Raw genomic sequence first — 21,360 nt, forward strand, 5'->3', positions numbered from 1 at the left:
CTGGAAACCATCGCCACAATGAGCGATGATCAGCTTATCAGCTTGCCAGCCGCAAGTTGACCCATTCCCGGCCTTGGCCGGAAAGCTCGATGATCAACCGAGCTACACCATTCCATGGGACACGATCAATTTAAAAGCTATCACAATACAACAGACAACGTCGCCAGCTTGATGACAAAGACTTTCTTGGCCTTATGTGAGCTAGCTGATTTCAAAGATGGCACGATCGACAAACGCGAAGCGGCTCCGCAACCAGTTGCGGTTACGGAAGATCGAACGACGCCCCCGATTCACCATGGAAGCCCCAAAGCCCCACCTGGCCTTCACTACAACATCCAGATTCACTTACCGGCAACAAAGGACGTCGAAGTTTACAACGCCATTTTCAAGTCATTGAGAGAGCATCTCTATGACCACTAAAGAACTAAGAGATTTTCTCTTCCGAGGGCTAATGTTTGAAGCGGAGGCTTCTAATTTCCAGTCAGCAGGGATTCAAGTTGGAGCAGATCAGAGCGACGTTGAAGAGAAATTGCTCGCGGCCGCTCTATCGCCATTTAATGTTTCTCTCCGAAATCAAGCGCTCGAAATGGCGAGACTTTATGCCGTTTTGTTTTGCTTCGAAAATTCGGTGCGGGATTTCATTCGCGATACTCTTTCAGAGAAAGACGGCTTAGACTGGATCGAGAAACTACCGCCTAAGATAAAATCCCATGCAGAATCTCGGTGTGAGACAGCCATCCAAGACTCTTGGCTTGAAGGAGAGAATACAGATCTGCTGGGCTTTGTAGATTTTGGTCATCTCGCGCAAATTATCATCAACAAATGGGAATATTTCCCCATCCTTCCATCTCAACACTGGCTTAAACAAAGAATGGATGAGATGGAAAAAGTGCGAAACTTCATAGCTCACAACCGAATGCTTCTGCCCAGCGAGTTTCAAAGATTGTATATGTATATCGGGGATTGGAACCGAGTTGTAGGACTATGATTAGCAACCGATAGCTTCAACACACAACCTACTGGAACCCCGTAGTCACCCATGATAAATTTCGAATGGGATGAACTAAAGGCTGCGACCAACTTCGCGAAGCACGGAATCACCTTTGCTGATGCTTCGGCCGTTTTCAACGATCCATTCGCCCTCGACCTAGAGGAACGATCAATGGATTACGGTGAAATCCGGCGACGTATTGTCGGGCTTGGCAACGGCCGGTTTCTGACAGTGATCTATACCGAGCGCGAAGAGGCAATTCGCCTTATCTCCGCGCGAAAATCGACCCGCGCCGAACGACGGGAATACGACAATGCCCACTGAGAGAGACAACAAAACCGACTGGTCTCACCTCGACGCCATGACCGACGAGGAAGCGGAAGACAATGCGTTGGCCGATGCCGACAATCCGCCGATGACCGAGGAGCAGCTTCGCACGGCTCCCCGCATGCCGCGGGTGAAGGTCATTCGTCGGGCGCTTGGTCTGACGCAGGAAGAGTTTTCGGCGCGCTACAGGATCCCGCTCGGCACATTGCTGGATTGGGAACAGGGGCGTTCGGAGCCGGATCAGCCGGCGCGCGCCTATCTCAAGGTGATCGCCGTCGATCCTGAAGGGACGGCCAAGGCGCTGGTGGCTTAGTCGTCCATCCGCCCGTTCACGAAAGCGCCAGCAGGTCGCGCTGCGGCAGGAGAAGCCGGGCACCAGAAGATGCCCGACGCATTTATCTATCAAACAACCTTCGCCAGCGCGTCCACCGCAAAGATCGCATCCGCCACTTCCTCAGCCGTGAAGTCGGCACGCAGGTTCTGCAGCGTGTCGTCCTTGCTGTTGGCAAGCTGGCCGACCTTGATCAGGTCTTCGCGGGACACGCCTTCCAGGTGCAGTTCGGCCAGCGTCACCGGCATTTTTATCGAGCGGTAGAAGTCGATATAGCCGGCGATCTCGTCGTCGGGGCGTTGTTCGAGGATCATGTGGGCGAGCGTGCCGTAGGCGACCTTTTCGCCGTGGGTGAGGTGATGAATATCACCATTGAGCGCCGTAAAGCCGTTATGGATGGCGTGGGCGGCAGCCAGACCGCCATTCTCGAAACCAAGGCCGGAGAGAAGCGTTGAGGCTTCGACGACCGCTTCGACGGCCGGCGTTACCAGCTTCTTTTCCACCGCCTGATAGGCGCTGAGGCCGTAGGTCAGCAGCGTCTTTTCGCAGGCTTCGGCAATTGCCATGCCGGCGATGGTGGCGGAACCGCCGACCATGGTTTTGGAATTGGAGCGCTGGACGGCGAGCGCCTCGACGTAGGTTGCGAGACCATCGGCGATGCCCGATGCGAAGAGGCGAACCGGCGCCTGGGCGCAGATCCAGGTATCGACCAGAACCAGATCCGGGTTCTTGGCATAAAAACGGTATTTCTCGAACACGCCGTCATCGGAATAGATGACCGAGAGCGCGCTGCAGGGCGCGTCCGTCGAGGCGATGGTGGGGACGATGATGACGGGGCTTTTCAGCTCGTCGGCCACGGCTTTCACCGTATCCAGCGTCTTGCCACCGCCGATACCGACGACGAGGTTGGTGCCGTTTTTCTTCGCCACGTCGACGAGACGGTTGATCTCATTGGTGGAGGCTTCGCCTGAGAACTTTTCGCGGGAAAATTCGACCTTGCCGGAGACTGCCGCCTCGACCTTCGTGCCGATCAGGCCCCAGACGATATCGTCGGATACGAGAAGAGCCTTGGTGCCCATTTCGGAAAGATAATCGCCGAGTTCGGCAATGACGCCGCTTCCCTGAATATAACGGCCGGGGGAGGCAAAAATTCGCTTGGTCATGTCTGTCACTTCCAGTTGATCAATGGAAAAACTACCACGCGGATATCGACCGGCTGGCGATCCAAGGCAAGGGTTTGGGCGCAACCAACGAAACCGTTACCGGCCAGAATGGAGCGGCGGGCGGATAGTTCATTGAGGCAGATCATTGCAGGAAATTCATTTTAACACAGCAAAAACAATATCCTGTTGAATCAGGTGCTTTTCACCGGAGTGTGAACCGCCCGCCGACCGCCATATGATGGACGCTGTGTTTCCAATCTCGAACCTCTGTCGCCCGGGCGCAGGAAATCTCAGTTTCCCATGGATTGGAAATGCTGCTTGAGGCGGGGGACGTCTTGCGGTGACACGGCAGGATCGGTCAGCGAAATCCAGGCATCAATATAGTGCTCGGGCGCGTAGACATGGCCGTGGCCGATCGGCGAGCTGGTGGCGATCGCCATGTCTACGGCAAGCTGCAGGCCGGTGACGACCGGAATCCAGGTGAAGCTTTGCGATACATCCGGTCCGCGTGGGCCTCTCAGCCAGGCGGGCTCGCGAAAGAAGGAGGACGGATCGAAAAAGGTGACCGGATCGCTTGCATATTGCAGATAGATCATCCGGATCGGCCCCCAGGGCGCAAAGTCTCCGGAGGCCGTCTCCACCTGGTTGGCGAAGCGCACGACCGATCCGTCGCGAAATTTCGGCAGCCAGGCGGGAGAGCCCTTTTCGCGCATCGCGGTGATCGCATTCCATCTGGCGCTGCGGAAAGGCGGACCGCTCCACAGGGCGCCCTGGAACGGATCGGCCACGACATCATAGATGTCGGTGGAGAGTTGCGAATTCAGCGCGCCGAGGCTCAGGCCATGCAGGTAGAGCCGTGGCCGCCGATCCTTCGGCAGAGTTTTCCAGTGGTCATAGACCGCCTGAAACAGCGCACGCGCCGCATCCTGTCCGTTTTCCGGTTCGACCAGCAGGGAAAGCCAGCTCGAGAGATAGGAATATTGCAGGGCGACGCTCGCAATATCGCCATCATGCAGATATTCCAGCGTATCCATGGCGGCCGGGTCGACCCAGCCGGTACCCGTGGGCACGACAACCACCAGCAGCGAACGCTCGAACCCGCCCTGCCGCTCCAGTTCCTTGAGAGCCAGAGCCGCACGCTCCTCGACTGTCTCCGCGCTGTTCAGCCCGGCATAGACGCGTACAGGATCGAGCGCCGGCTTCTGCCAAAACTTGCCGATGGATTCGGCTTTCGGGCCGGTCGAGACGAAGACTCTGCCCTGCCGGCCGAGCGTATCCCAGCCGACCAGCGAGCCCGGCCCGCCGGTCATGGCCGGGCTTGTCGGTGGCGTCTCGTCCGGCTCGATCAGCGAATCGGCCTTCTGGAACGAGGCGTCGGTCGCATCGAGCGCCCATCGGACAAGAAGGCCCTGCCCGATCGACCAGAACATCACGATCGCCAGTGTTAACCCGAGAACATTGGAAACGCGGCGCGGCATGATCGCGTCGAGCCAGTGGGAAAACCGGCTTGCGGCGAGCTGGAACAGCCAGCCGAGTGCCAGAAGCACGGCGAACGTAATCGCGGCTATCCCTGCCAGACGAAACGGATCTGCGCTTTGCTGCGGGTGCATCTGCCAGAGCGTGCGGATCGAATTCTGCCATTCGACCGCGTGCCAGAGGAACACGACCGATACGATGATGGCGAAGAGAAGCGTGGTTGCCCTCAAAGGCGCCGCTTGTTTAGAAAACCATGGAAGTTCCAGATAACGCCAGAGCCAGCCGATGAAGACCCCGAACGCATAACCGATCGCAGCGCAGGCACCGGACAAGACACCCTGGATGAGCCAGGACCGTGGCATGAGGCTTGGCGTGAGGGAGGCTGCAAAGAAGAGAAGTGCGAGCAGCACGCCCGTTGCGCTCAGGGATCCCATAAACCGCAAAACAAATCGCAATATTCGCCCGCCCAACTGTTCGAAACACCCCATCTGTCGCCATCAAGGCAAATAGCGCGCGAGGTCATGAGATCCAGCGAGCCACGGCCACTCATCTGCGCAACCTGCACGACTTCAGCGGGAAAATCCACAAGCCTCTGCCGGCATCATGTCGGTGGCTCAGACAAGCCGGACCGGCCAAAAAATTGGTGCAAAAGCTGCCCGTGCCTTCACGAAAGCGTGTCGGATCGGCACGGCTAATATTTCGTCAACCTCCTATTAGCATTTCATTGACCATAATCAGGGCTTCGTTGCCGGGTTCTCATCCTTTTGTCCCGGTGTGGTGATCTTGGCGTAAAGCGAGTTGTGTCGTGTTCCAGCCCCTGTCGAATGCTCCCATCAAGAGTGCTATCCGCACGCTTCTTGGCCATGCCGCCGATACGGCATTGACAATCGCCAAGGCCTCCTGCGCCGTGGTTCTCGCGCTTTCCGCATGTGCTGGAACTGCCGCGATGGCGTTTGCGGAAGACCGGACGCTGAAGCTGCACTTCACCCATACGGGCGAGCGGGCAGCGATTACCTACAAGCGCAATGGCAGGTTTGACCAGAAGGGCCTTGCGCAGGCCAACCGGCTGTTGCGCGACTGGCGTCGCAACCAGTCGACGCGGATGGACCCGCGCCTTCTCGATCTCGTCTGGGAAGTTTACCAGCGCAGCGGCGCCACCGACTATATCCATGTCGTTTCCGCCTATCGCTCGCCGGCCACCAACAGCATGCTGCGCGGTCGCTCGCGCAGTACCGGCGTTGCCAAGAAAAGCCAGCACATGCTGGGCAAGGCGATGGATTTCTATATTCCGGGCGTAAAAATCTCGACGCTGCGCCGGCTTGCCATGCAAGCGCAGGTTGGCGGTGTCGGCTTTTACCCGACCTCCGGTTCACCCTTCGTGCATCTCGATGTCGGCAGTGTACGCGCCTGGCCGCGCATGTCGCGCAAGGAACTGGTGGGTGTTTTTCCGAACGGCAGGACGATGCATGTGCCGGCAGATGGACGACCGCTCCCAGGTTATGATCAGGCGGTGGCCGACTACAAGCGCCGCGTCGGATCGCAATCGATCCAGATCGCCAGCACGGCACCGGATGATGACGAGGATACCGGCAGCGCAAAACGTGGTGGCAGCGGCCTCTTGACCGCGATGCTGCCGACACCGAAGAGCCGTGCGGCGGAAGCACTTGCGGAACAGACTAGCCCAACGGCTATCGCCAAGGCAGCGAGCCGCAAGAGCGATCCAGAATTTGCCGATCTTGCAGCTCTCTCCGCCCCGCTGCCGATCCTGCGGCCGTCGAAGGCTGTCGATGTCGATCCCGTGCAGACCGCATCGCTTGCGCCGACACCGAGCCTCGCGCCCATCATTGCGGCACGACCGGTAGCGGCTTCGGCGCCTGCAAGCACGCCGGCCTTCAGCGCCCTTGCGGCACTTGCTGCACCAGACGGGATGAAATTGCTGCGAGCACCGGAAGGCTCGATCGCCTTGCTGCCGATCTCGGGACCAGATCTCGATGTCGAGGACGAATTCGATGGCGAAGACACGCTTTTGTCATGGGCGCTCGCTGCCCCTGCCGAGAATGTCGGCATGGCCGCGCCGGTCGTCATCGGCAGAACATTGACGGACCTGACGGCAAAACCGGAGAGCACAACGCCGTTGCCGCTTTCGATCGCAGAAGAATTCGATCACGACCGATTCTGGTCCGGCGGCTAACGGAGCCAGCGGAAGTCAGCCACAAGCACAACCGGATCCGCACATAGATACACCTGGCGGCTGCATCCGCTTCGTGGAGCGGTCCTGCCGAATCGCCTAGCGTTCTCGCTGTAACACTCGGGAGGACGACATGCCGAATTGCAAGGACAGCAATGGGGATAATTGGGAAATCTATCAGAGTGGCAGCCAGTGGCGCTGGCGCCGCACGGCATCAAATGGCCGCATCGTAGGCGCTTCGGCAGAGAGCTACGTCAACAGGAGTGACTGTGTCGACAATGCCCGACGCAATGGAATGAAGTGCAATCCCACCTGACGTGATCAATCCGTAAAATGATTACGGGCCTTCGCCACAAAGGTTCGAAGGCCCGTTCAGATTTGGCTGCAACTCATGGATGGCTTGAGTTAGAGAAGCCTCAGAACTCAGTCCATTCCGACTCTTTTACCGCAGCGGCTGATGCCGAACCACCACCGAATGCGGAGGCGAGTTTTCGCCCCAGGGAACGAGCAGGAGACAAGCGAGGCCGTTCATCCTGCTCGGCGACGCGCACCGGTGCGGATACACGCGAGGCCTGCCGATCGAAAGCAGGCCGCTCGGCGGAACGGAAAGATTGCGGACTTTCGCTGCCGACCTGGAACTGGCCAAGCAACGTCATCAGCGCCTCGGCATCCTTTGCAAGACTATGGCTGGCAGCGGTCGATTGCTCAACCATTGCCGCATTCTGCTGCGTTCCCTGATCGATCGTATTGACGGCCGTGCTGATTTCCTGAAGGCCAAGCGACTGTTCGCGTGACGCCTCTGCGATCGCTTGAACATGCCGATTTATCTCATGGACCTCGGCCACGATTGCATCAAGTGCCTTCCCGGTCTCGCCGACCAGATTGACGCCCTGCTCGACATGGCTGCCGGAGGTATTGATCAGCGTCTTGATTTCCTTGGCGGCAGCGGCTGAACGCTGGGCCAGCTCGCGGACTTCCTGAGCCACGACGGCGAAGCCCTTGCCCGCATCACCCGCGCGTGCGGCCTCGACCCCGGCATTCAACGCCAGAAGGTTCGTCTGGAAGGCGATATCGTCTATCACACCTATGATGTTGCTGATTTCAGACGAGGAACGCTCGATCTGATGCATCGCATTCACTGTGTCCCGAACGATCTCGCCGGATTTCTCCGCCCCTGCACGCGTACGGGCAACAAGCTGGCTGGCTTCTTCGGCACGGCTCGCCGCGTCCTTGACGGTGGTGGTGATCTCCTCAAGCGCTGCGGCCGTCTCTTCGACAGAAGCAGCCTGCTGCTCCGTGCGACTGGACATATCGTCGGCCGAAGCAAGAAGCTCGTTGGCACTGGCGGTAATTGCCTTCGCATTGAAACCAACGGATTGCATCGCCTCGCGAACCCTGCTCAGCGAGTCGTTGAAATCCTCGCGAACAACATCGAGATCAGCCACAAACGGCGTATCGATACTTGTCACCAGATCACCAGCGGCCAGCCGCTTCAAGCCATTGCCAAGCGACTGAAGCGCGAACTGGACGTTGCGGGCCTCCGAGGCTTTCTCGATTTCCTGACGCGCTCTCTCGCTTTCGGCGTTGCTCCTGGTAGCTTCCGTCTGTTCTTCCAGACGAGCACGCTCAATCGCATTTTCCCGGAAGATCGCGACTGTAGCCGCCATTTCCCCAATCTCGTCACGTCGATCGCGACCGACGATCTCTCCGGATGTCTCTCCGCGTGCCAATTGCTGCATCTGCGCGCGCAAGCCATTCATCGGCTTGGTTATTCCTTGTTGGACAAAATATGCAGCAAGGACAAGAACGAGAACAATGCTGATGACCATAGCGGCCATGTTGGTCACGATTGTTTTGTGCACGAGTGCCGCCAGACGATCCGTGCCGGCGGTCTGCACCGCCTGCAAGGCGCTATTGCTGTCGTTGAACTGCTTGGAGATCCGCGTTGTCAGACCTTCAAGCGCCCCCATCCGAGCCACGGCAGCCGGATATTGCCCATCATTGCGCAGCTTCACGATATCAGCAAGAAGCTCCCGCACGCCGCTGATGTCGACCATAAGGTTGTCCATCGCCTGTTTGGTGCTCGGAACAAGTACCGAAAGCTCCTGCATGCGGCCGACGGCGATATCAAGAAGGGAATTAAATTCCTTCTGTGCCGTTTCGAATTGCGGCACATCGGGCGAAAACAGCAAAAGGCGGCCCAGGCGAACGGCGGCACCGTTGACGCCGGAGCTTGCTCTTGCCGACAACAGGGCAGCCTTCGCTTCGGTATTTAGAAATTCGTTATAGGCGAGACTGGCTTCATCGAACTTGTAAGTGAGATAGGACACTCCGCAGAGAGAGATAAGCGCCAATACGCCGATGGACAGAAGGATCTTGGTTCTGATGCGTATATGCTTCAACATCGTAATAGTACCTATGAAATCGACAGGGTCGGAAATGCGCCATAACCGCAACTGAATGTGCAGCGGCGTCACAGAAATGACTGAGGATTGGGTGCGCGCATCATGCGACGGCTCAAGCAGGCTCACCTGCAGTGTCGACAGAAGATCCCAGATGAATTAATGCATCGAAAATAACCAAGTACAAACACTTGAAAAACAGTGACAAACGTCAAAAACAATTCGATTTATTGGTGATTCCTCATAATTAAAACGGAAAAAAACATAAATTTATGAATCTATACTCAAGTATAATTTCTGTAATCAGAAAACTTAATTATTGCGGATCGCCTGATTATCGGCTCCAGCAGCAGCCCACCGCTTATTCATGCAGCCGACGCCCGTAGCCCACACATTTCGTTCAAGACAAACGAAAATGGCGCCGCAGACCCTAAGGTATGCGACGCCATCGTCATTTCATTCGCGAGCCTTGAAGCTCGATATTTTTAGAACCGGTAGTTTACGCCGGCCTTGATCGTGTGGTCGCCGATATCCTTCTCGGAAGTCGTGCCAGCACGGAAGCTGCGTACATCGTTGGTCTGGGTATAGTTGTATTCGACCCGACCCGAGAGATTGCCGGTGATCTTCTGCTCGACACCTGCGCCGACCAGCCAGCCAGGCTTCCAGCCATCCGGGCCTTCAGTCGCACCGTTGTCACGCAGGCTGGTCATTGCCACACCGGCGGTACCGTAAACCAGCGTATTGCCAAGCGGTGCACCAACCTTACCCTTGGCTGCGACGCGGTAACGTTCCTTCAGCGTACCGCCGCGCACACCAACTTCCGCATCACCGAGATGGGAGAGCTCGGCTTCACCACCAACCACAACACCATTGATTTCGGTGTTGTAACCGCCATGAATGCCGCCCGTGAATTCAGAGGAACTCGAGAACGGGTTCAGCTTGTCGGAAGCGGTACCGGCATTCAGACCAACGTAAGCGCCACTCCAGTCGGAGGACGGGCCAGAAGGCTCGTTGTAAGCGGGCGGCTCATAGGAGCTGGTCAGGTCAGCAGCAGATACCGACATTACAGAGCCGGAAACGAAAACGGCGGCAAGAGCCAGCGCGAAGGGCTTGTTGTTCATAATAGATTTACTCCATACACAGCCTGCGTCTGGTGGATGGGCAGGCGATACATCCAGCTCTTAAGCCTCGGGTCACTCATGCGGATTTGCCCTACCCCCGGCCGCATGTGCGATCCCGCACCGATTGCCTTCTAATTTCACGAATTTATAAACACTCCATTAACTGCGACCGGTGTCACCACAGAAAGGCTTGCACCGGGCATTCACGACATCGCGAGGGGGTTGAGGGCCGCATTTCGTCTGACAATTCATTGTCAGCCTAGACAAATTCCAGAAGCCAAATCAGCGGAAGATCTGGCCGGCGCAACGTTGGATACTATCTTGTTCGGAATCCTATCGAGTCCGCCAGACAGCAACCCTCGGGGTATTATGGAAACAGGAAAACGATCAGCCAGAGACCGTTTTGTCCTCCTCGACGGGTTGAGGGGCATTGCTGCGATATTCATCATCCAGCGTCATGCCGAGGATCTGCTGGGAGACGCCTTACCCTCCAGCTATCTGGGGGTCGATCTATTTTTCGCCTTAAGTGGCTTTGTGCTTGCCCATGCCTACGGCGCTTCGCTTTCAGAAGGGCGGATTTCACCGCTACAATTCATGAAAGCCCGGCTACTGAGACTTTATCCCCTTTATGCGATCGCGCTGGCGCTGGTTACGGCGTACTACATTCATATGTATCTTGCGGGCCTTCCGGTCATGGCAGACGAACATGTGATCCCGAACGAACTTCTGCTTGCTTTCGCAACCGGGCTTTTCTTCCTTCCCTCGCCTGTCACCATCTCGTTCAACGCGGCGCTTTTCCTGGTCCATCCGGCATGGTCGCTGTTCAACGAACTTGTTGCAAACATGGCCTATGCTCTGCGGGGGGCGCGGGCTACGCTGATCCAGATTGGCATCGTGCTCGCAATAAGCGCTATACTTCTGGTGGTGGCCGCCCTGCAATTCGAGCGTCTGCATGCCGGTTTCCGCTGGCATGAAATGTATGCAGGTATGGCTCGCGTCTTCTTTTCATTCTCCATGGGGATGCTGATCTATCGCTACCGTCGCAAGATGCCCGTGATGCGACCGGTACACGCACTCCTTTGCCTTGGGATACTGATGCTTGTACTCGCGTTCCCGACTCCACGGGACTGGCGATGGATCTTCGACCTGCTTGTCGTTTTCTTCGTCTGGCCGATACTACTCTACTGGGCGAGTGCGATCGTGCCCGGCCCGAGGACCTCATCCGTCGCGAATTTTCTCGGGGTCGCCTCCTATGCCGTCTATGTGCTGCATACTCCATTGCTTGACTGGGCGCATGTTATCGCTCCCGGTATCGCCAACCCCGAAATGATGCCATTTTCGGGCATTGCTCTCGTCACCTTGATCGTCGCCATTTCATGGTGCGTGACGATTTGGCTCGACCAGCCATTACAGAAACGCTTCAAGAGGCGAATTCTCCACCGGCCAGCACTAGTTCAAAAATAAAAGAGGTTTCGACGGGAACTTTTTCCGTTCCCGGGAAATTGACAGGGATTCGCGCAAAAAAGAGAGGAGAACTGCATCCATGCCGAACGACGCACGCCAATCCGTCGCCTCGCCGAAAGACCATGTTCTCACGGTCCAGGAGGCTCTTGAGCCGTTGTTTCTGGCCCTTGAGCAGGAGGCCGAGCTCAAGATGCTTTCCGCGGCACTCGATGCAGGATGGCCTCTCGACGAAGCTGTGGTCGCGATAGATGAGTTGAGGCGAAACGAACTCTTGCCAATCCTTCGACCTCACTGACCTGCGGCGCTACGCAGAAATTGAATTATTACAAAAACTCCTTCACCTTGCGGCCCTCGCTGCTCTACCCTGCCTCAGACAATTGGAATGCAGCGAGGGACGATGAGCATAAAGACAATTTGCATTTATGGCGCAGGCGCACTTGGAGGGGCGTTTGCGGCAAATATCGCGCATGCCCTTGAAGGGAAGGTGGACGTTTCCGTCATTGCCCGAGGGGCACAACTCGCCGCAATTCAAGAACAGGGCTTGAGTGTCATATATGACAACGAGGCTTTTCCTGCGATTTCAGCACGAGTTACGGCAACTGACGATCCTTCAAGCCTTCCACCGCAGGATCTCGTGATCACCGGCCTGAAGGGGCATCAGCTTTCAGCAGCAGCCGACGGCATCGCATCTCTGCTTCACCCCCAAACGCGGGTGATGATGATCCTCAATGGTATACCGTGGTGGTACTTCCATCAGGATGAGACAAGCGGATTTGCAGAACGACAATTGCCGCAACTTGATCCGGACGGCAAATTGTGGACGCTGATCAATCCCAAGCGCGTCATTGGTTGCGTGGCCTACCAAGGCGCCGAAGTGATCCAGCCCGGCCGTACCAAGCTCAACGGCAAGGGCCATTTCTTCCTCGGAGAACCAAACGGCAATCTCTCCGCCGACTTGCAGGCCGTTGCAGACCTGCTCGGTCAGGCCGGTCTCGATATCCGACCGACTGCGCGCATCCGCGACGAGATCTGGTCCAAGCTTAGGGGCAATGCCGCGTTCAATCCGATCAGCGCGTTGACGCGGACACTGATGGTCGACCTGATGGCCAATCCAGAATTGGCGCAGATGGTTCGCAAGATCATGAACGAGGTGCAGGCGGTCGGTATCGCGCTCGGTTGCCGGTTCCAACGATCAGCAGACGAACAGTTTGCTAGCGCCAACGGCTTTGGCCCGGTCAAGACGTCCATGCTTCAGGACCTGATTGCCGGCAAGGCGCTGGAAATCATTCCGCTCAACGGGATGGTGGTCGAACTTGGAAAGCTTGCGAATGTCCCGACACCAATCTGCGACACAATATTGACACTCGCTCAACAGCTCAATGTCGAAAATCGGAGATAACTCAGCGCAAAAGAAACCTCGCCGAGGGGACGCGGCGAGGTTCTAATTATATGTCTCATTTTTATTGTCGGGCGGCACAGGGGACGGGCACCACCGGCTTTATTCCTCTGGCAACTGCATCGATCGCTCTCAGCTTCGCCATTCACCAATATAACCCACCAGCAAGGGTTAGGTTCCACCAATCCTTAACCCGACAGCCGCTAAAGTTGCGCAAACCTGGACGGGGTAGCAAAGAGACTTACATGACGGGACCAAATTTCCGTTTTACCCATTACGATCTCAAATCACAGCGCGCGGGCACCGCGATCGAGGTGACATTGAGTGCGGTAAACAATATTCGCCTCATGAATGCGGTGAACTATCAGCGATTTACAGAACGACTCGATTTCAAATATGCCGGCGGCATTGCGCGCAAATCGCCGGTTCGGCTGGTCATCCCAGAAAATGGGCACTGGCACTTGATCGTCGATACCGAAGGCCACCATGGATTGGCGGAATCTTCTGTCAAACTTATTCCCGCTCCAGCGATGCAAAGCCCACAATAGCAGGTTTCGTGATCAAATTATACGGACGCGTGGGCGCATGATGCGTCAAGATGCGTAATCTCATCATCTTGATCGCCATGCGTTCTGTGAACACCATGCGGCCTGCTCTCACCAGGTCGTGATGAGCATGCTGCATGGGAGGATACAGCTTTGGCGGAATTGCAACATATCGAGACCAGCATGGATGGAAACGTTATTCCCCTCTCAAACGAGGCGGCTAACCAGCTGAGCGGCTCGTGGCCTGACCGGAGTTATGAGATTGTCCGGCGGCTGGAACTACATGTCTATAAAGTCACGAAGCCGAAAGCGCAGGCATTGATCTATCCCGGCGGCGGATATCTGAAGCTGATGCATGACAAGGAAGGCGTCGAGGTCGCACTTTGGCTGAATTCGCTTTCTATCGACGCCTATGTCGTGACGCATCGCCTGCCGGGCTCCCAAGCCGAGGAAGGTCTGCATCCCAAGGATGTTGCACTAACCGACTCGCTTTCCTGCCTCGATTATCTGCATAAAAATAGCCCGCATCTGTCGCTTTTCCATGTCGGCCTTTCGTCAGGAGGGCACCTCGCTGGCGTGATGGCCTGCCAAAATCATCCGCTTGCAGCAAAAGGTGCGATCATCGCCTATGCACCGGTAAACGCCAATCACCGGGATTACAAATCGCCTGAAGGAAAACCAGACTATCCTCCGGTCGAGAAACAGGCCTTTTACGATGACTGGCCGATCGGGATAGCGGCGATACCGCACGGAATGCCAAATATACCACTATTTCTTGCCTATGCGTTGCATGATCAATCCGTGCCGGTGGATCACGTGCTCAACCTAATCCGATCGGCCCGGCAGGCCAAGCGTGAGGTGGATGCCCATATCTTCGGGACGGCCCCTCACGGTTTTGCGCTCAGAGACAAGTCCGGCACCCATGCGTCCTGGGCGAGCCTCGCGGAGCAATGGATAGAACGGCATCTCTAGGCCAAGACATCAGGGTTCGCCGCGTTCCCTGCGCAGTTTCGACCACCACTCCAGCCGTTTCCGGATCTCACGCTCGAAACCACGCTCCGGCGGGTCGTAAAACGTCTGGCGGCCCATTTTCTCGGGGAAATAGTTCTGGCCGGAAAAGGCATCCGGCTCATCGTGGTCATAGCGATAGCCGTCGCTATAGCCTTCCTGCTTCATCAGCTTGGTCGGTGCATTGAGGATGTGTTTGGGCGGCAGAAGCGAGCCGTTTTCCCTGGCCGCCCGCATTGCCGACTTGAAGGCGGTATAGACGGCATTGGATTTCGGAGCGGTTGCGAGATAGACGCAGGCATTGGCGAGCGCCAGTTCGCCCTCCGGCGAACCGAGATAATCGTAGGCATCCTTGGCGGCATTGCAGACGACGAGCGCCTGCGGATCGGCAAGGCCGATGTCCTCGATCGCCATCCTGACCAGGCGTCGACCGAGATAGAGCGGATCCTCACCGGCATCGAACATACGGGCGAGATAATAGAGTGCGGCATCGGGATCGGAGCCGCGAACGGCTTTATGCAGGGCCGAGATCAGATTGTAATGACCGTCCTGCCCCTTGTCATAGATCGGAGCGCGGCGCTGGACGATCTCGGTCAGGCCGGCCGTATCGAAGACTTCCCCTACCCTTGCGGCGCGCCAGACTTCTTCCGCCAGCGTCAAGACTGCACGGCCGTCGCCATCCGCCATGCGGATGAGTGTCGCCCGTGCTTCGTCATCGAGCGGTAGCGGCTTTTTCTCCACATCTTCGGCACGCTTGAGAAGTTCCTCCAGGCTCTCCTCGTCATGCGCCCTGAATGTCAGGACGCGGGCACGTGACAGGAGAGCGGCATTCAGTTCGAAGCTCGGATTTTCGGTCGTCGCGCCGACAAGGATCACGGTGCCATCCTCAATGACCGGCAGGAAGCTATCCTGCTGGGCGCGGTTGAACCGATGGATCTCGTCGACGAAGAGAAGCGTCTGTCGCCCGTCCATCCGGCGCAGGCGGGCCATCTCGAAAACCTTCTTCAAGTCGGCGACGCCCGAAAATATCGCCGAAATCTGCTCGAAGGCGAGGCCCGTCTCTCCGGACAGAAGCCGGGCAACGGTCGTCTTTCCCGTTCCCGGCGGTCCCCAGAAGATCATCGAGCCAAGCGTGCCGGATGCGATCATGCGGCGCAGCACACCGTCCTCTCCCGTCAGATGTGACTGGCCGGTGACCTCGCTGAGCGAGGTCGGGCGCAACCTGTCGGCCAGCGGTCTCCGGCTGGCGACATCATCTGGAATACTGGGAGAGAACAGGTCGTTGCTCATCGGAAGAATTGCCGGATACGCTGGCCGCCACGCTCGATTTCGACGCGCCAGAAGCTCGGGTCAGCATCCAGCATGTCTTCGAGCGTCTTGGTGGTGTTGACCGTGCTGCCATTGATGGAAACGATGATGTCGTTCGGCTGGAAACCAAGACGTGCAGAAGGCGATCCGCGGGTGACATCGGTCACGACGACGCCGGTCTTTTCGGTCGACAGGTGAAGCTCGGTTGCAAGCTTGGGCGATAGGTTCGCAACATGCAGGCCGGAAAACGGGTTGCGGCCCTCCATCAAGCGCTCGTCGCGCGGCGTGGTTTCAGGGGCGGTGTTCAACACCAGCGTCATCTCCCGCTGCCCGTCACTTGTCTGGACCGTCAGATCCGCCTTTTTGCCGAGACCGGCCGTGGTCAGGCGGTAACCGAGGGCATCGGGATGCTCGACTGCAACGCCATTGACGGCAGTGATCACTTCGCCCGGCTTGAGGCCAGCCTTATCCGCCGGGCCACCTTCGACGGTGCGAACCACCAGTGCGCCGCGGGCGGCTTTCAGGCCAAGTGCTTCGGCGACATCGGACGTGACGGCATCGAAGGTCGCACCGACATAGGGCCGCTCAAACGTTGTCTTGCCCTCTTCGGCAGCAACGAGGAAGGCCTTCACGAGATTGGCGGGGATTGCGAAACCGACACCATTCGAGCCGCCGCCACGGGAAAAGATCGCCGTATTGATACCGATCAGCTCGCCATTCATGTTCATCAGCGCGCCGCCGGAATTGCCCGGATTGATGGATGCGTCCGTTTGGATGAAGAAGCCGAAATCACCGCTCGACACCTGATTGCGGGCAAGCGCCGAAACGATGCCGCTGGTGACGGTCTGGCCGACACCGAAGGGATTGCCGATCGCCAGAACCAGATCACCGACCTCGGTGCGGTCGGAATCGGCGATGCCAAGCACCGGGAAATTCTCCTTACTCTTGATCCGCAGGACCGCGAGATCGACGCTCTCATCCTTGAGCACCAGCTCGCAAGGGAACTCGCGGCCATCGGCGAGCGCGATCTTGATGTCGTCGGCGCCCTGGATGACGTGATTGTTGGTGACCACGAGACCGTTATGCGAGAGGATCACGCCGGAGCCGAGAGAGGACTGCTTTTCCGATCTGTTCGGCATGCGCTGGCCGAAGAACTGATCGAAAAAGGGGTCGCCTGTCATCATGTTCGGGCGCTGCACGAGGCGTTCGGCATAGACATTGACCACGGCACCGGCCGTCTGCTTGACGAGCGGCGCGAAGGACAGCTGCATCTCCTGACGGCTCTGGGGGACCGCTTTGCTGTCCTGCGCATAGGCGGTTACGGGACAAACCACGGCTAGGACGAGAAGACCGACCGAGAGACGCTTGAGCAGGTTGGGCATGTGATTCCTCTTTGCGAATTTCCGGATCGAGTTTTAGCGCCGGAGGCTGGAAAATAAAGGTGACCTTGCCAGACAAAACGGGCATTCGTTCGTCTATAGGGTAGCGGCCTCAACCGAGATAAGAAGATGCTGAAAAAGGCAAAAGCATGGGCAAAGGCCCTCAAGCGCGATATCGTCGCCCTGTGGCTTGCCGCCCGTGACCCGCGCGTGCCGCTGAGCGCCAAACTGGTGGCAGGAGCAGTGGCGGCCTACGCGCTCTCCCCTATCGACCTTATCCCCGACTTCATTCCCGTTCTCGGTTATCTCGACGATCTCATTCTGGTGCCGGTCGGCATCCTCATCGCCATCCGGCTTGTGCCGCAGGAGCTGATGTCGGAGTTCCGTCTGGCGGCCGAACAACGGTCGGGGCGTCCCGTCAGTCGGTCGGGTCTCGCCTTCATCCTTGCCATATGGCTTGCCTGCATCATCTTCATGGTCTGGAGCCTGAAGAAGTTCTTCTGACCGGTCTCCGGCGCAAGATCAGGAGCATGGACGATGAAATCGAGACTGGCTGTTTTGGGCGTAATGAGCTTTCTCATCGCCCCCACCCTTCCCATTCCTGCATCTGCTGCGAGTTTCGACTGCGAACGGACCGATCTTGCCGCCGATGAAAAGGCGATCTGCGATACGCGCGTGCTCAACGACGCGGATGTGAAGATGGCCACGACTTTCGATATCCTCACCAGCCTGCTTGCCATGGGAACCCGAGACGCACTTCGTGACGAACAGAGCGCATGGCTGAAAAAGCGCCAGGCCTGCGGCGGCGATGTCGCTTGCCTGATGGCAGCCTATGAAGAGCGCATGAAGCAGCTCACGCAAGCCTTTGAAGGGCTCAGCCGACCGCTTTAATTCGGCGTGCAATGATCTGCCGCAATCCGATCGAGCGAAGTCATGCGGCTTTCTGCCGCATGCCCAAGCTTGACCGGTGCGGTGCTGCCGACAATCGACTAATCTTGCTGCGTCGTCTGGTCGCGGACGAGATTCCCAAGGAGCGTACGGGAGCGCGGGTGTCTCAAGGGCGGCGGATGACCGGGTCCGGCCGCGTCCGGAAACACCCCTCCCGTCATCGACAATTAGCGTCGGCCAATTCGGCATTTCAGCATGATCATTCGTGAACGCCCCACGCTCGGGCAGCTTTTCTTCATCTACCGCGGCTCCGTCATCCAGCGGATCTTTCCCCAGATGCTCGTCGTCGTCGCGATGTCGGCGATTATCGTCATCGCGCATCGTCTCGCACCGCAATTCGTCCCTTCGGTCGCCGGCGCGCCGTTTACGCTGATCGGCATCGCGCTATCGATCTTCCTTTCGTTCCGCAACAGCGCCTGTTACGAGCGCTGGTGGGAAGCGCGCAAGAACTGGGGGGAGCTGCTGGCGGCGAGCCGCGATCTTGCGCGGCAGACGGAGCTTTTCGAGGCCCGCAGCGCGGAGGCAAGTCAGGCACGGCGTCTCATCCTGCTTCTGACCGTCGTACTTGCCGACGAGCTGGTCAAATTCCTGCGCGGCGGCGACTGTCCGAACAACAGTGCGGTACGTCTCCTGCCGAAGGAGATGTCCGACGCGATCAAGGCCTCCAGGCATCCGCCCGTCCATATCGTCGACCTTATCGGCCGCCAGCTGATCGAGCTGCAGCGAAACGGCATGCTGAGCGATGTCGAATTTTCGCTGTTCGACCGGACAATGACGCGACTGAGTGGCTCGCTCGCCGCCTGCGAAAGATTGAGAACGACGCCGGTTCCGTTCGGCTATACGCTGCTCATCCATAGAACGGCGCACATGTTCTGCTTCATGGTGCCGTTCGGCTTCGCCGATGTGCTGGGTCCGGCGACGCCGCTAGCCGCAGGTCTCGTCGCCTATACGTTCTTCGGGCTCGATGCGCTTGGTGATGAGCTGGAAGAGCCGTTCGGGACATTGCCAAACGACCTGCCGATTGCCGCCATCTCAACCGTGATCGAAATCGACCTACGCAGCATGCTGGGAGATACGGACCTGCCGCCCATGCCCAAGCCGGTGGATCACATTCTGCTGTAATTTCGAGATCAGTCGAAACGCAAAAAGCCGGCGCATGCGCCGGCCTTTCTTTGTGAGAGACTGCAATTCTTATTCCGGCAGTATCCGCACCGCGCCCTTGTCAGCAGAAGCTGCGAATGCGGCGTAGGCCTTGAGTGCCGTCGTGACATTGCGCTTACGAGGCGCGGCCGGCTTCCAGCCGAGTGCGTCCTGCTCGTGACGGCGGGCGGAAAGCTCGGCGTCGGAGACCTTGAGGTTGATCGTCCGGTTCGGGATATCGATCTCGATCAGGTCCCCTTCCTGCACGAGACCGATGGCACCGCCCTGGGCGGCTTCCGGCGAGGCGTGGCCGATCGAGAGGCCCGAGGTGCCACCAGAGAAGCGGCCGTCGGTGATCAGCGCGCAGGCCTTGCCGAGGCCCTTCGACTTTAGATAGCTGGTCGGGTAGAGCATTTCCTGCATGCCGGGGCCGCCCTTGGGGCCTTCGTAGCGGATGACGACGACGTCGCCGGCCTTGATCTCGTTGGAGAGGATGGCCTTGACGGATGCGTCCTGGCTTTCGAACACGCGGGCCGGGCCGGAGAACTTCAGGATCGATTCATCGACGCCCGCGGTTTTGACGATGCAGCCGTCGAGAGCGATATTGCCGTAGAGCACGGCCAGACCGCCGTCCTTGGAAAACGGCTTTTCGACAGAGCGGATGACACCCTTTTCAGAATCGGTGTCGAGCTCATCCCAGCGAGAAGACTGCGAGAAGGCAACCTGGGTCGGCACGCCGCCGGGAGCGGCCTTGAAGAAGGTGCGGACGGTTTCGGAATTCGTTCGGGTGATATCCCAGCGGTCAATGGCATCGCCGAGCGTTGCTTCATGGACCGTGAAGCAATCACGGTTGATCAGACCACCACGGTCGAGTTCGCCGAGAATGCGCATGATGCCGCCGGCGCGGTGGACGTCTTCCATGTGGACATCCTGCTTGGCAGGCGCGACCTTGGACAGGCAAGGCACCTTGCGCGACAGCGCATCGATATCTTCCATGCCGAAATCGACGCCGCCTTCATAGGCAGCAGCCAGGATATGCAGCACTGTATTGGTGGAGCCACCCATGGCGATATCGAGCGACATGGCGTTCTCGAAAGCCTGCTTGGTGGCGATGTTGCGCGGCAGGACGCTCGTGTCGTCCTGCTCGTAATAACGGCGGGCGAGATCGACGATCAGGTGGCCGGCTTCAACGAAAAGGCGCTTGCGATCGGAATGGGTGGCGAGTGTCGAGCCGTTGCCGGGCAGAGACAGACCCAGAGCCTCTGTCAGGCAGTTCATCGAATTGGCGGTAAACATGCCGGAGCAGGAGCCGCAGGTGGGACAGGCGGAGCGTTCGATGGTCTCGACTTCCTCGTCCGTATAGCTCTCATCGGCTGCGGCAACCATGGCGTCAACGAGATCGAGCGCAACCTTCTTGCCATGCACGGTCGCCTTGCCGGCTTCCATCGGACCACCGGAGACGAACACGGCCGGGATATTGAGGCGCATCGCGGCATTCAGCATGCCGGGGGTGATCTTGTCGCAATTGGAGATGCAGACCATGGCATCGGCGCAGTGGGCGTTGACCATGTATTCGACCGAGTCGGCGATGATTTCGCGCGACGGCAGCGAATAGAGCATGCCGTCATGGCCCATGGCGATGCCGTCATCGACTGCGATCGTGTTGAATTCCTTGGCGACGCCGCCGGCGGCTTCGATCTCGCGGGCAACCAGCTGGCCGAGATCCTTCAGATGCACGTGGCCCGGCACGAACTGGGTGAACGAGTTGACCACGGCAATAATCGGCTTACCGAAATCGCCGTCCTTCATGCCGGTGGCGCGCCAAAGGCCGCGTGCGCCGGCCATATTGCGGCCATGGGTGGTGGTTCTGGAACGATAAACAGGCATAGGTCTTTCCTCGCTCGATCAGGCCAATAGTCTACCCGCTCCTCGGCAGAGACACAAAAGGCCGCATTTTTGAAAAATGTCCTAAACCAACTGCTGATCACTGTCACTGCCGGTTATCGATAAATCAGTACGGTACGGTACGGTTCTTATCCGCGCCGATCTCCGCCCTATCGTAAATCCTCACGACGCAAGTCGAAATGATCGAGAATGATATCGAGATTTCGGCGATGCGACTTGAAGAAAAGGTCGAACAGGTCACCCGCGACCGGCACGCTGCCGACGAAGG

20 protein-coding genes are annotated in these 21,360 nt (G+C 58.0%); 12 read left to right on the forward strand and 8 right to left on the reverse strand.

Features of this window, described 5'->3' with window-relative positions:
- Positions 1 to 409: 409 nt before the first annotated feature.
- From ACI3K0_RS29470 to ACI3K0_RS29480, 3 genes are read left to right on the forward strand one after another with little or no spacing between them, the layout of a single operon-like run.
- Positions 410 to 988, forward strand: coding sequence for a Swt1 family HEPN domain-containing protein (locus ACI3K0_RS29470; protein WP_404946880.1), 579 nt, complete (start codon positions 410 to 412; stop codon positions 986 to 988).
- A 51-nt stretch (positions 989 to 1,039) separates the two neighbouring features.
- The gene (locus ACI3K0_RS29475) at positions 1,040 to 1,315 is read left to right on the forward strand and encodes a BrnT family toxin (protein ID WP_183822185.1); all 276 of its coding nucleotides are present in this window, start codon (positions 1,040 to 1,042) and stop codon (positions 1,313 to 1,315) included.
- Between the two features lie 37 nt (positions 1,316 to 1,352).
- Entirely contained in the window at positions 1,353 to 1,631 is a 279-nt protein-coding gene (locus tag ACI3K0_RS29480; protein WP_183822469.1) for a DNA-binding transcriptional regulator, read from the forward strand.
- 89 nt (positions 1,632 to 1,720) lie between these two features.
- Here the strand turns inward: ACI3K0_RS29480 and ACI3K0_RS29485 are convergent, their stop codons facing one another.
- Positions 1,721 to 2,812, reverse strand: a complete 1,092-nt coding sequence (locus ACI3K0_RS29485) for a glycerol dehydrogenase (RefSeq protein ID WP_183822187.1) — start codon at positions 2,810 to 2,812, stop codon at positions 1,721 to 1,723.
- Between the two features lie 290 nt (positions 2,813 to 3,102).
- Complete coding sequence (locus ACI3K0_RS29490; RefSeq protein WP_246435763.1) at positions 3,103 to 4,722, reverse strand: alpha/beta-hydrolase family protein; 1,620 nt, start codon at positions 4,720 to 4,722, stop codon at positions 3,103 to 3,105.
- Between the two features lie 371 nt (positions 4,723 to 5,093).
- On the opposite strand from ACI3K0_RS29490, the gene ACI3K0_RS29495 reads away from it, so the two are divergent.
- A complete protein-coding gene (locus ACI3K0_RS29495) occupies positions 5,094 to 6,479 on the forward strand; it encodes a DUF882 domain-containing protein (RefSeq protein ID WP_343062365.1) in 1,386 nt (461 codons plus the stop codon).
- 413 nt (positions 6,480 to 6,892) lie between these two features.
- Here ACI3K0_RS29495 and ACI3K0_RS29500 read toward each other — a convergent pair whose 3' ends face one another.
- Positions 6,893 to 8,881, reverse strand: coding sequence for a methyl-accepting chemotaxis protein (locus ACI3K0_RS29500; protein ID WP_404946881.1), 1,989 nt, complete (start codon positions 8,879 to 8,881; stop codon positions 6,893 to 6,895).
- A gap of 482 nt (positions 8,882 to 9,363) precedes the next feature.
- Entirely contained in the window at positions 9,364 to 9,999 is a 636-nt protein-coding gene (locus ACI3K0_RS29505) for an outer membrane protein (protein WP_148145268.1), read from the reverse strand.
- Positions 10,000 to 10,320: 321 nt separating this feature from the next.
- Between ACI3K0_RS29505 and ACI3K0_RS29510 the strand changes: the two genes are divergently transcribed.
- The 5 genes from ACI3K0_RS29510 to ACI3K0_RS29530 all read left to right on the forward strand — a co-directional run bounded on the left by ACI3K0_RS29510 (position 10,321) and on the right by ACI3K0_RS29530 (position 14,376).
- Positions 10,321 to 11,463 carry an acyltransferase gene (locus ACI3K0_RS29510; protein WP_343226873.1) on the forward strand — a complete coding sequence of 381 codons (1,143 nt, stop codon included), beginning with the start codon at positions 10,321 to 10,323 and terminating at the stop codon, positions 11,461 to 11,463.
- Positions 11,464 to 11,542: 79 nt separating this feature from the next.
- Positions 11,543 to 11,758, forward strand: coding sequence for a hypothetical protein (locus ACI3K0_RS29515; RefSeq protein ID WP_148145269.1), 216 nt, complete (start codon positions 11,543 to 11,545; stop codon positions 11,756 to 11,758).
- 102 nt (positions 11,759 to 11,860) lie between these two features.
- Positions 11,861 to 12,862 (forward strand): ketopantoate reductase family protein, encoded by a 1,002-nt coding sequence (locus ACI3K0_RS29520; protein WP_183830268.1) that lies wholly within the window; start codon positions 11,861 to 11,863, stop codon positions 12,860 to 12,862.
- Positions 12,863 to 13,104: 242 nt separating this feature from the next.
- Positions 13,105 to 13,407, forward strand: a complete 303-nt coding sequence (locus ACI3K0_RS29525; protein ID WP_183830270.1) for a DUF1883 domain-containing protein — start codon at positions 13,105 to 13,107, stop codon at positions 13,405 to 13,407.
- 150 nt (positions 13,408 to 13,557) lie between these two features.
- Complete coding sequence (locus ACI3K0_RS29530) at positions 13,558 to 14,376, forward strand: alpha/beta hydrolase (protein WP_210303965.1); 819 nt, start codon at positions 13,558 to 13,560, stop codon at positions 14,374 to 14,376.
- Between the two features lie 9 nt (positions 14,377 to 14,385).
- On the opposite strand, the gene ACI3K0_RS29535 is transcribed toward ACI3K0_RS29530, so the two are convergent.
- Together ACI3K0_RS29535 and ACI3K0_RS29540 are read right to left on the reverse strand one after the other, a co-directional pair.
- Positions 14,386 to 15,702 (reverse strand): replication-associated recombination protein A, encoded by a 1,317-nt coding sequence (locus tag ACI3K0_RS29535; RefSeq protein ID WP_183830272.1) that lies wholly within the window; start codon positions 15,700 to 15,702, stop codon positions 14,386 to 14,388.
- Entirely contained in the window at positions 15,699 to 17,102 is a 1,404-nt protein-coding gene (locus ACI3K0_RS29540) for a DegQ family serine endoprotease (protein WP_148145273.1), read from the reverse strand. Before ACI3K0_RS29540 ends, ACI3K0_RS29535 begins: the two co-directional genes overlap by 4 nt.
- Positions 17,103 to 17,228: 126 nt before the next feature.
- On the opposite strand from ACI3K0_RS29540, the gene ACI3K0_RS29545 reads away from it, so the two are divergent.
- From ACI3K0_RS29545 to ACI3K0_RS29555, 3 genes are all read left to right on the forward strand, one after another.
- Entirely contained in the window at positions 17,229 to 17,603 is a 375-nt protein-coding gene (locus tag ACI3K0_RS29545) for a YkvA family protein (protein ID WP_183830275.1), read from the forward strand.
- A gap of 33 nt (positions 17,604 to 17,636) precedes the next feature.
- Entirely contained in the window at positions 17,637 to 17,990 is a 354-nt protein-coding gene (locus ACI3K0_RS29550; RefSeq protein WP_394353705.1) for a lysozyme inhibitor LprI family protein, read from the forward strand.
- 252 nt (positions 17,991 to 18,242) lie between these two features.
- A complete protein-coding gene (locus ACI3K0_RS29555; RefSeq protein ID WP_183830278.1) occupies positions 18,243 to 19,169 on the forward strand; it encodes a bestrophin family protein in 927 nt (308 codons plus the stop codon).
- Between the two features lie 69 nt (positions 19,170 to 19,238).
- On the opposite strand, the gene ilvD is transcribed toward ACI3K0_RS29555, so the two are convergent.
- Complete coding sequence (gene ilvD / locus ACI3K0_RS29560; protein WP_183830281.1) at positions 19,239 to 21,074, reverse strand: dihydroxy-acid dehydratase; 1,836 nt, start codon at positions 21,072 to 21,074, stop codon at positions 19,239 to 19,241.
- 167 nt (positions 21,075 to 21,241) lie between these two features.
- On the reverse strand, positions 21,242 to 21,360 hold a 119-nt coding region (locus ACI3K0_RS29565; protein WP_404946882.1), incomplete at its 5' end, for a DUF4112 domain-containing protein.

The sequence above is a fragment of the Rhizobium sp. ZW T2_16 genome (assembly GCF_044987325.1).
In the GTDB taxonomy this organism is placed as follows: Bacteria; Pseudomonadota; Alphaproteobacteria; order Rhizobiales; family Rhizobiaceae; genus Neorhizobium; species Neorhizobium cellulosilyticum.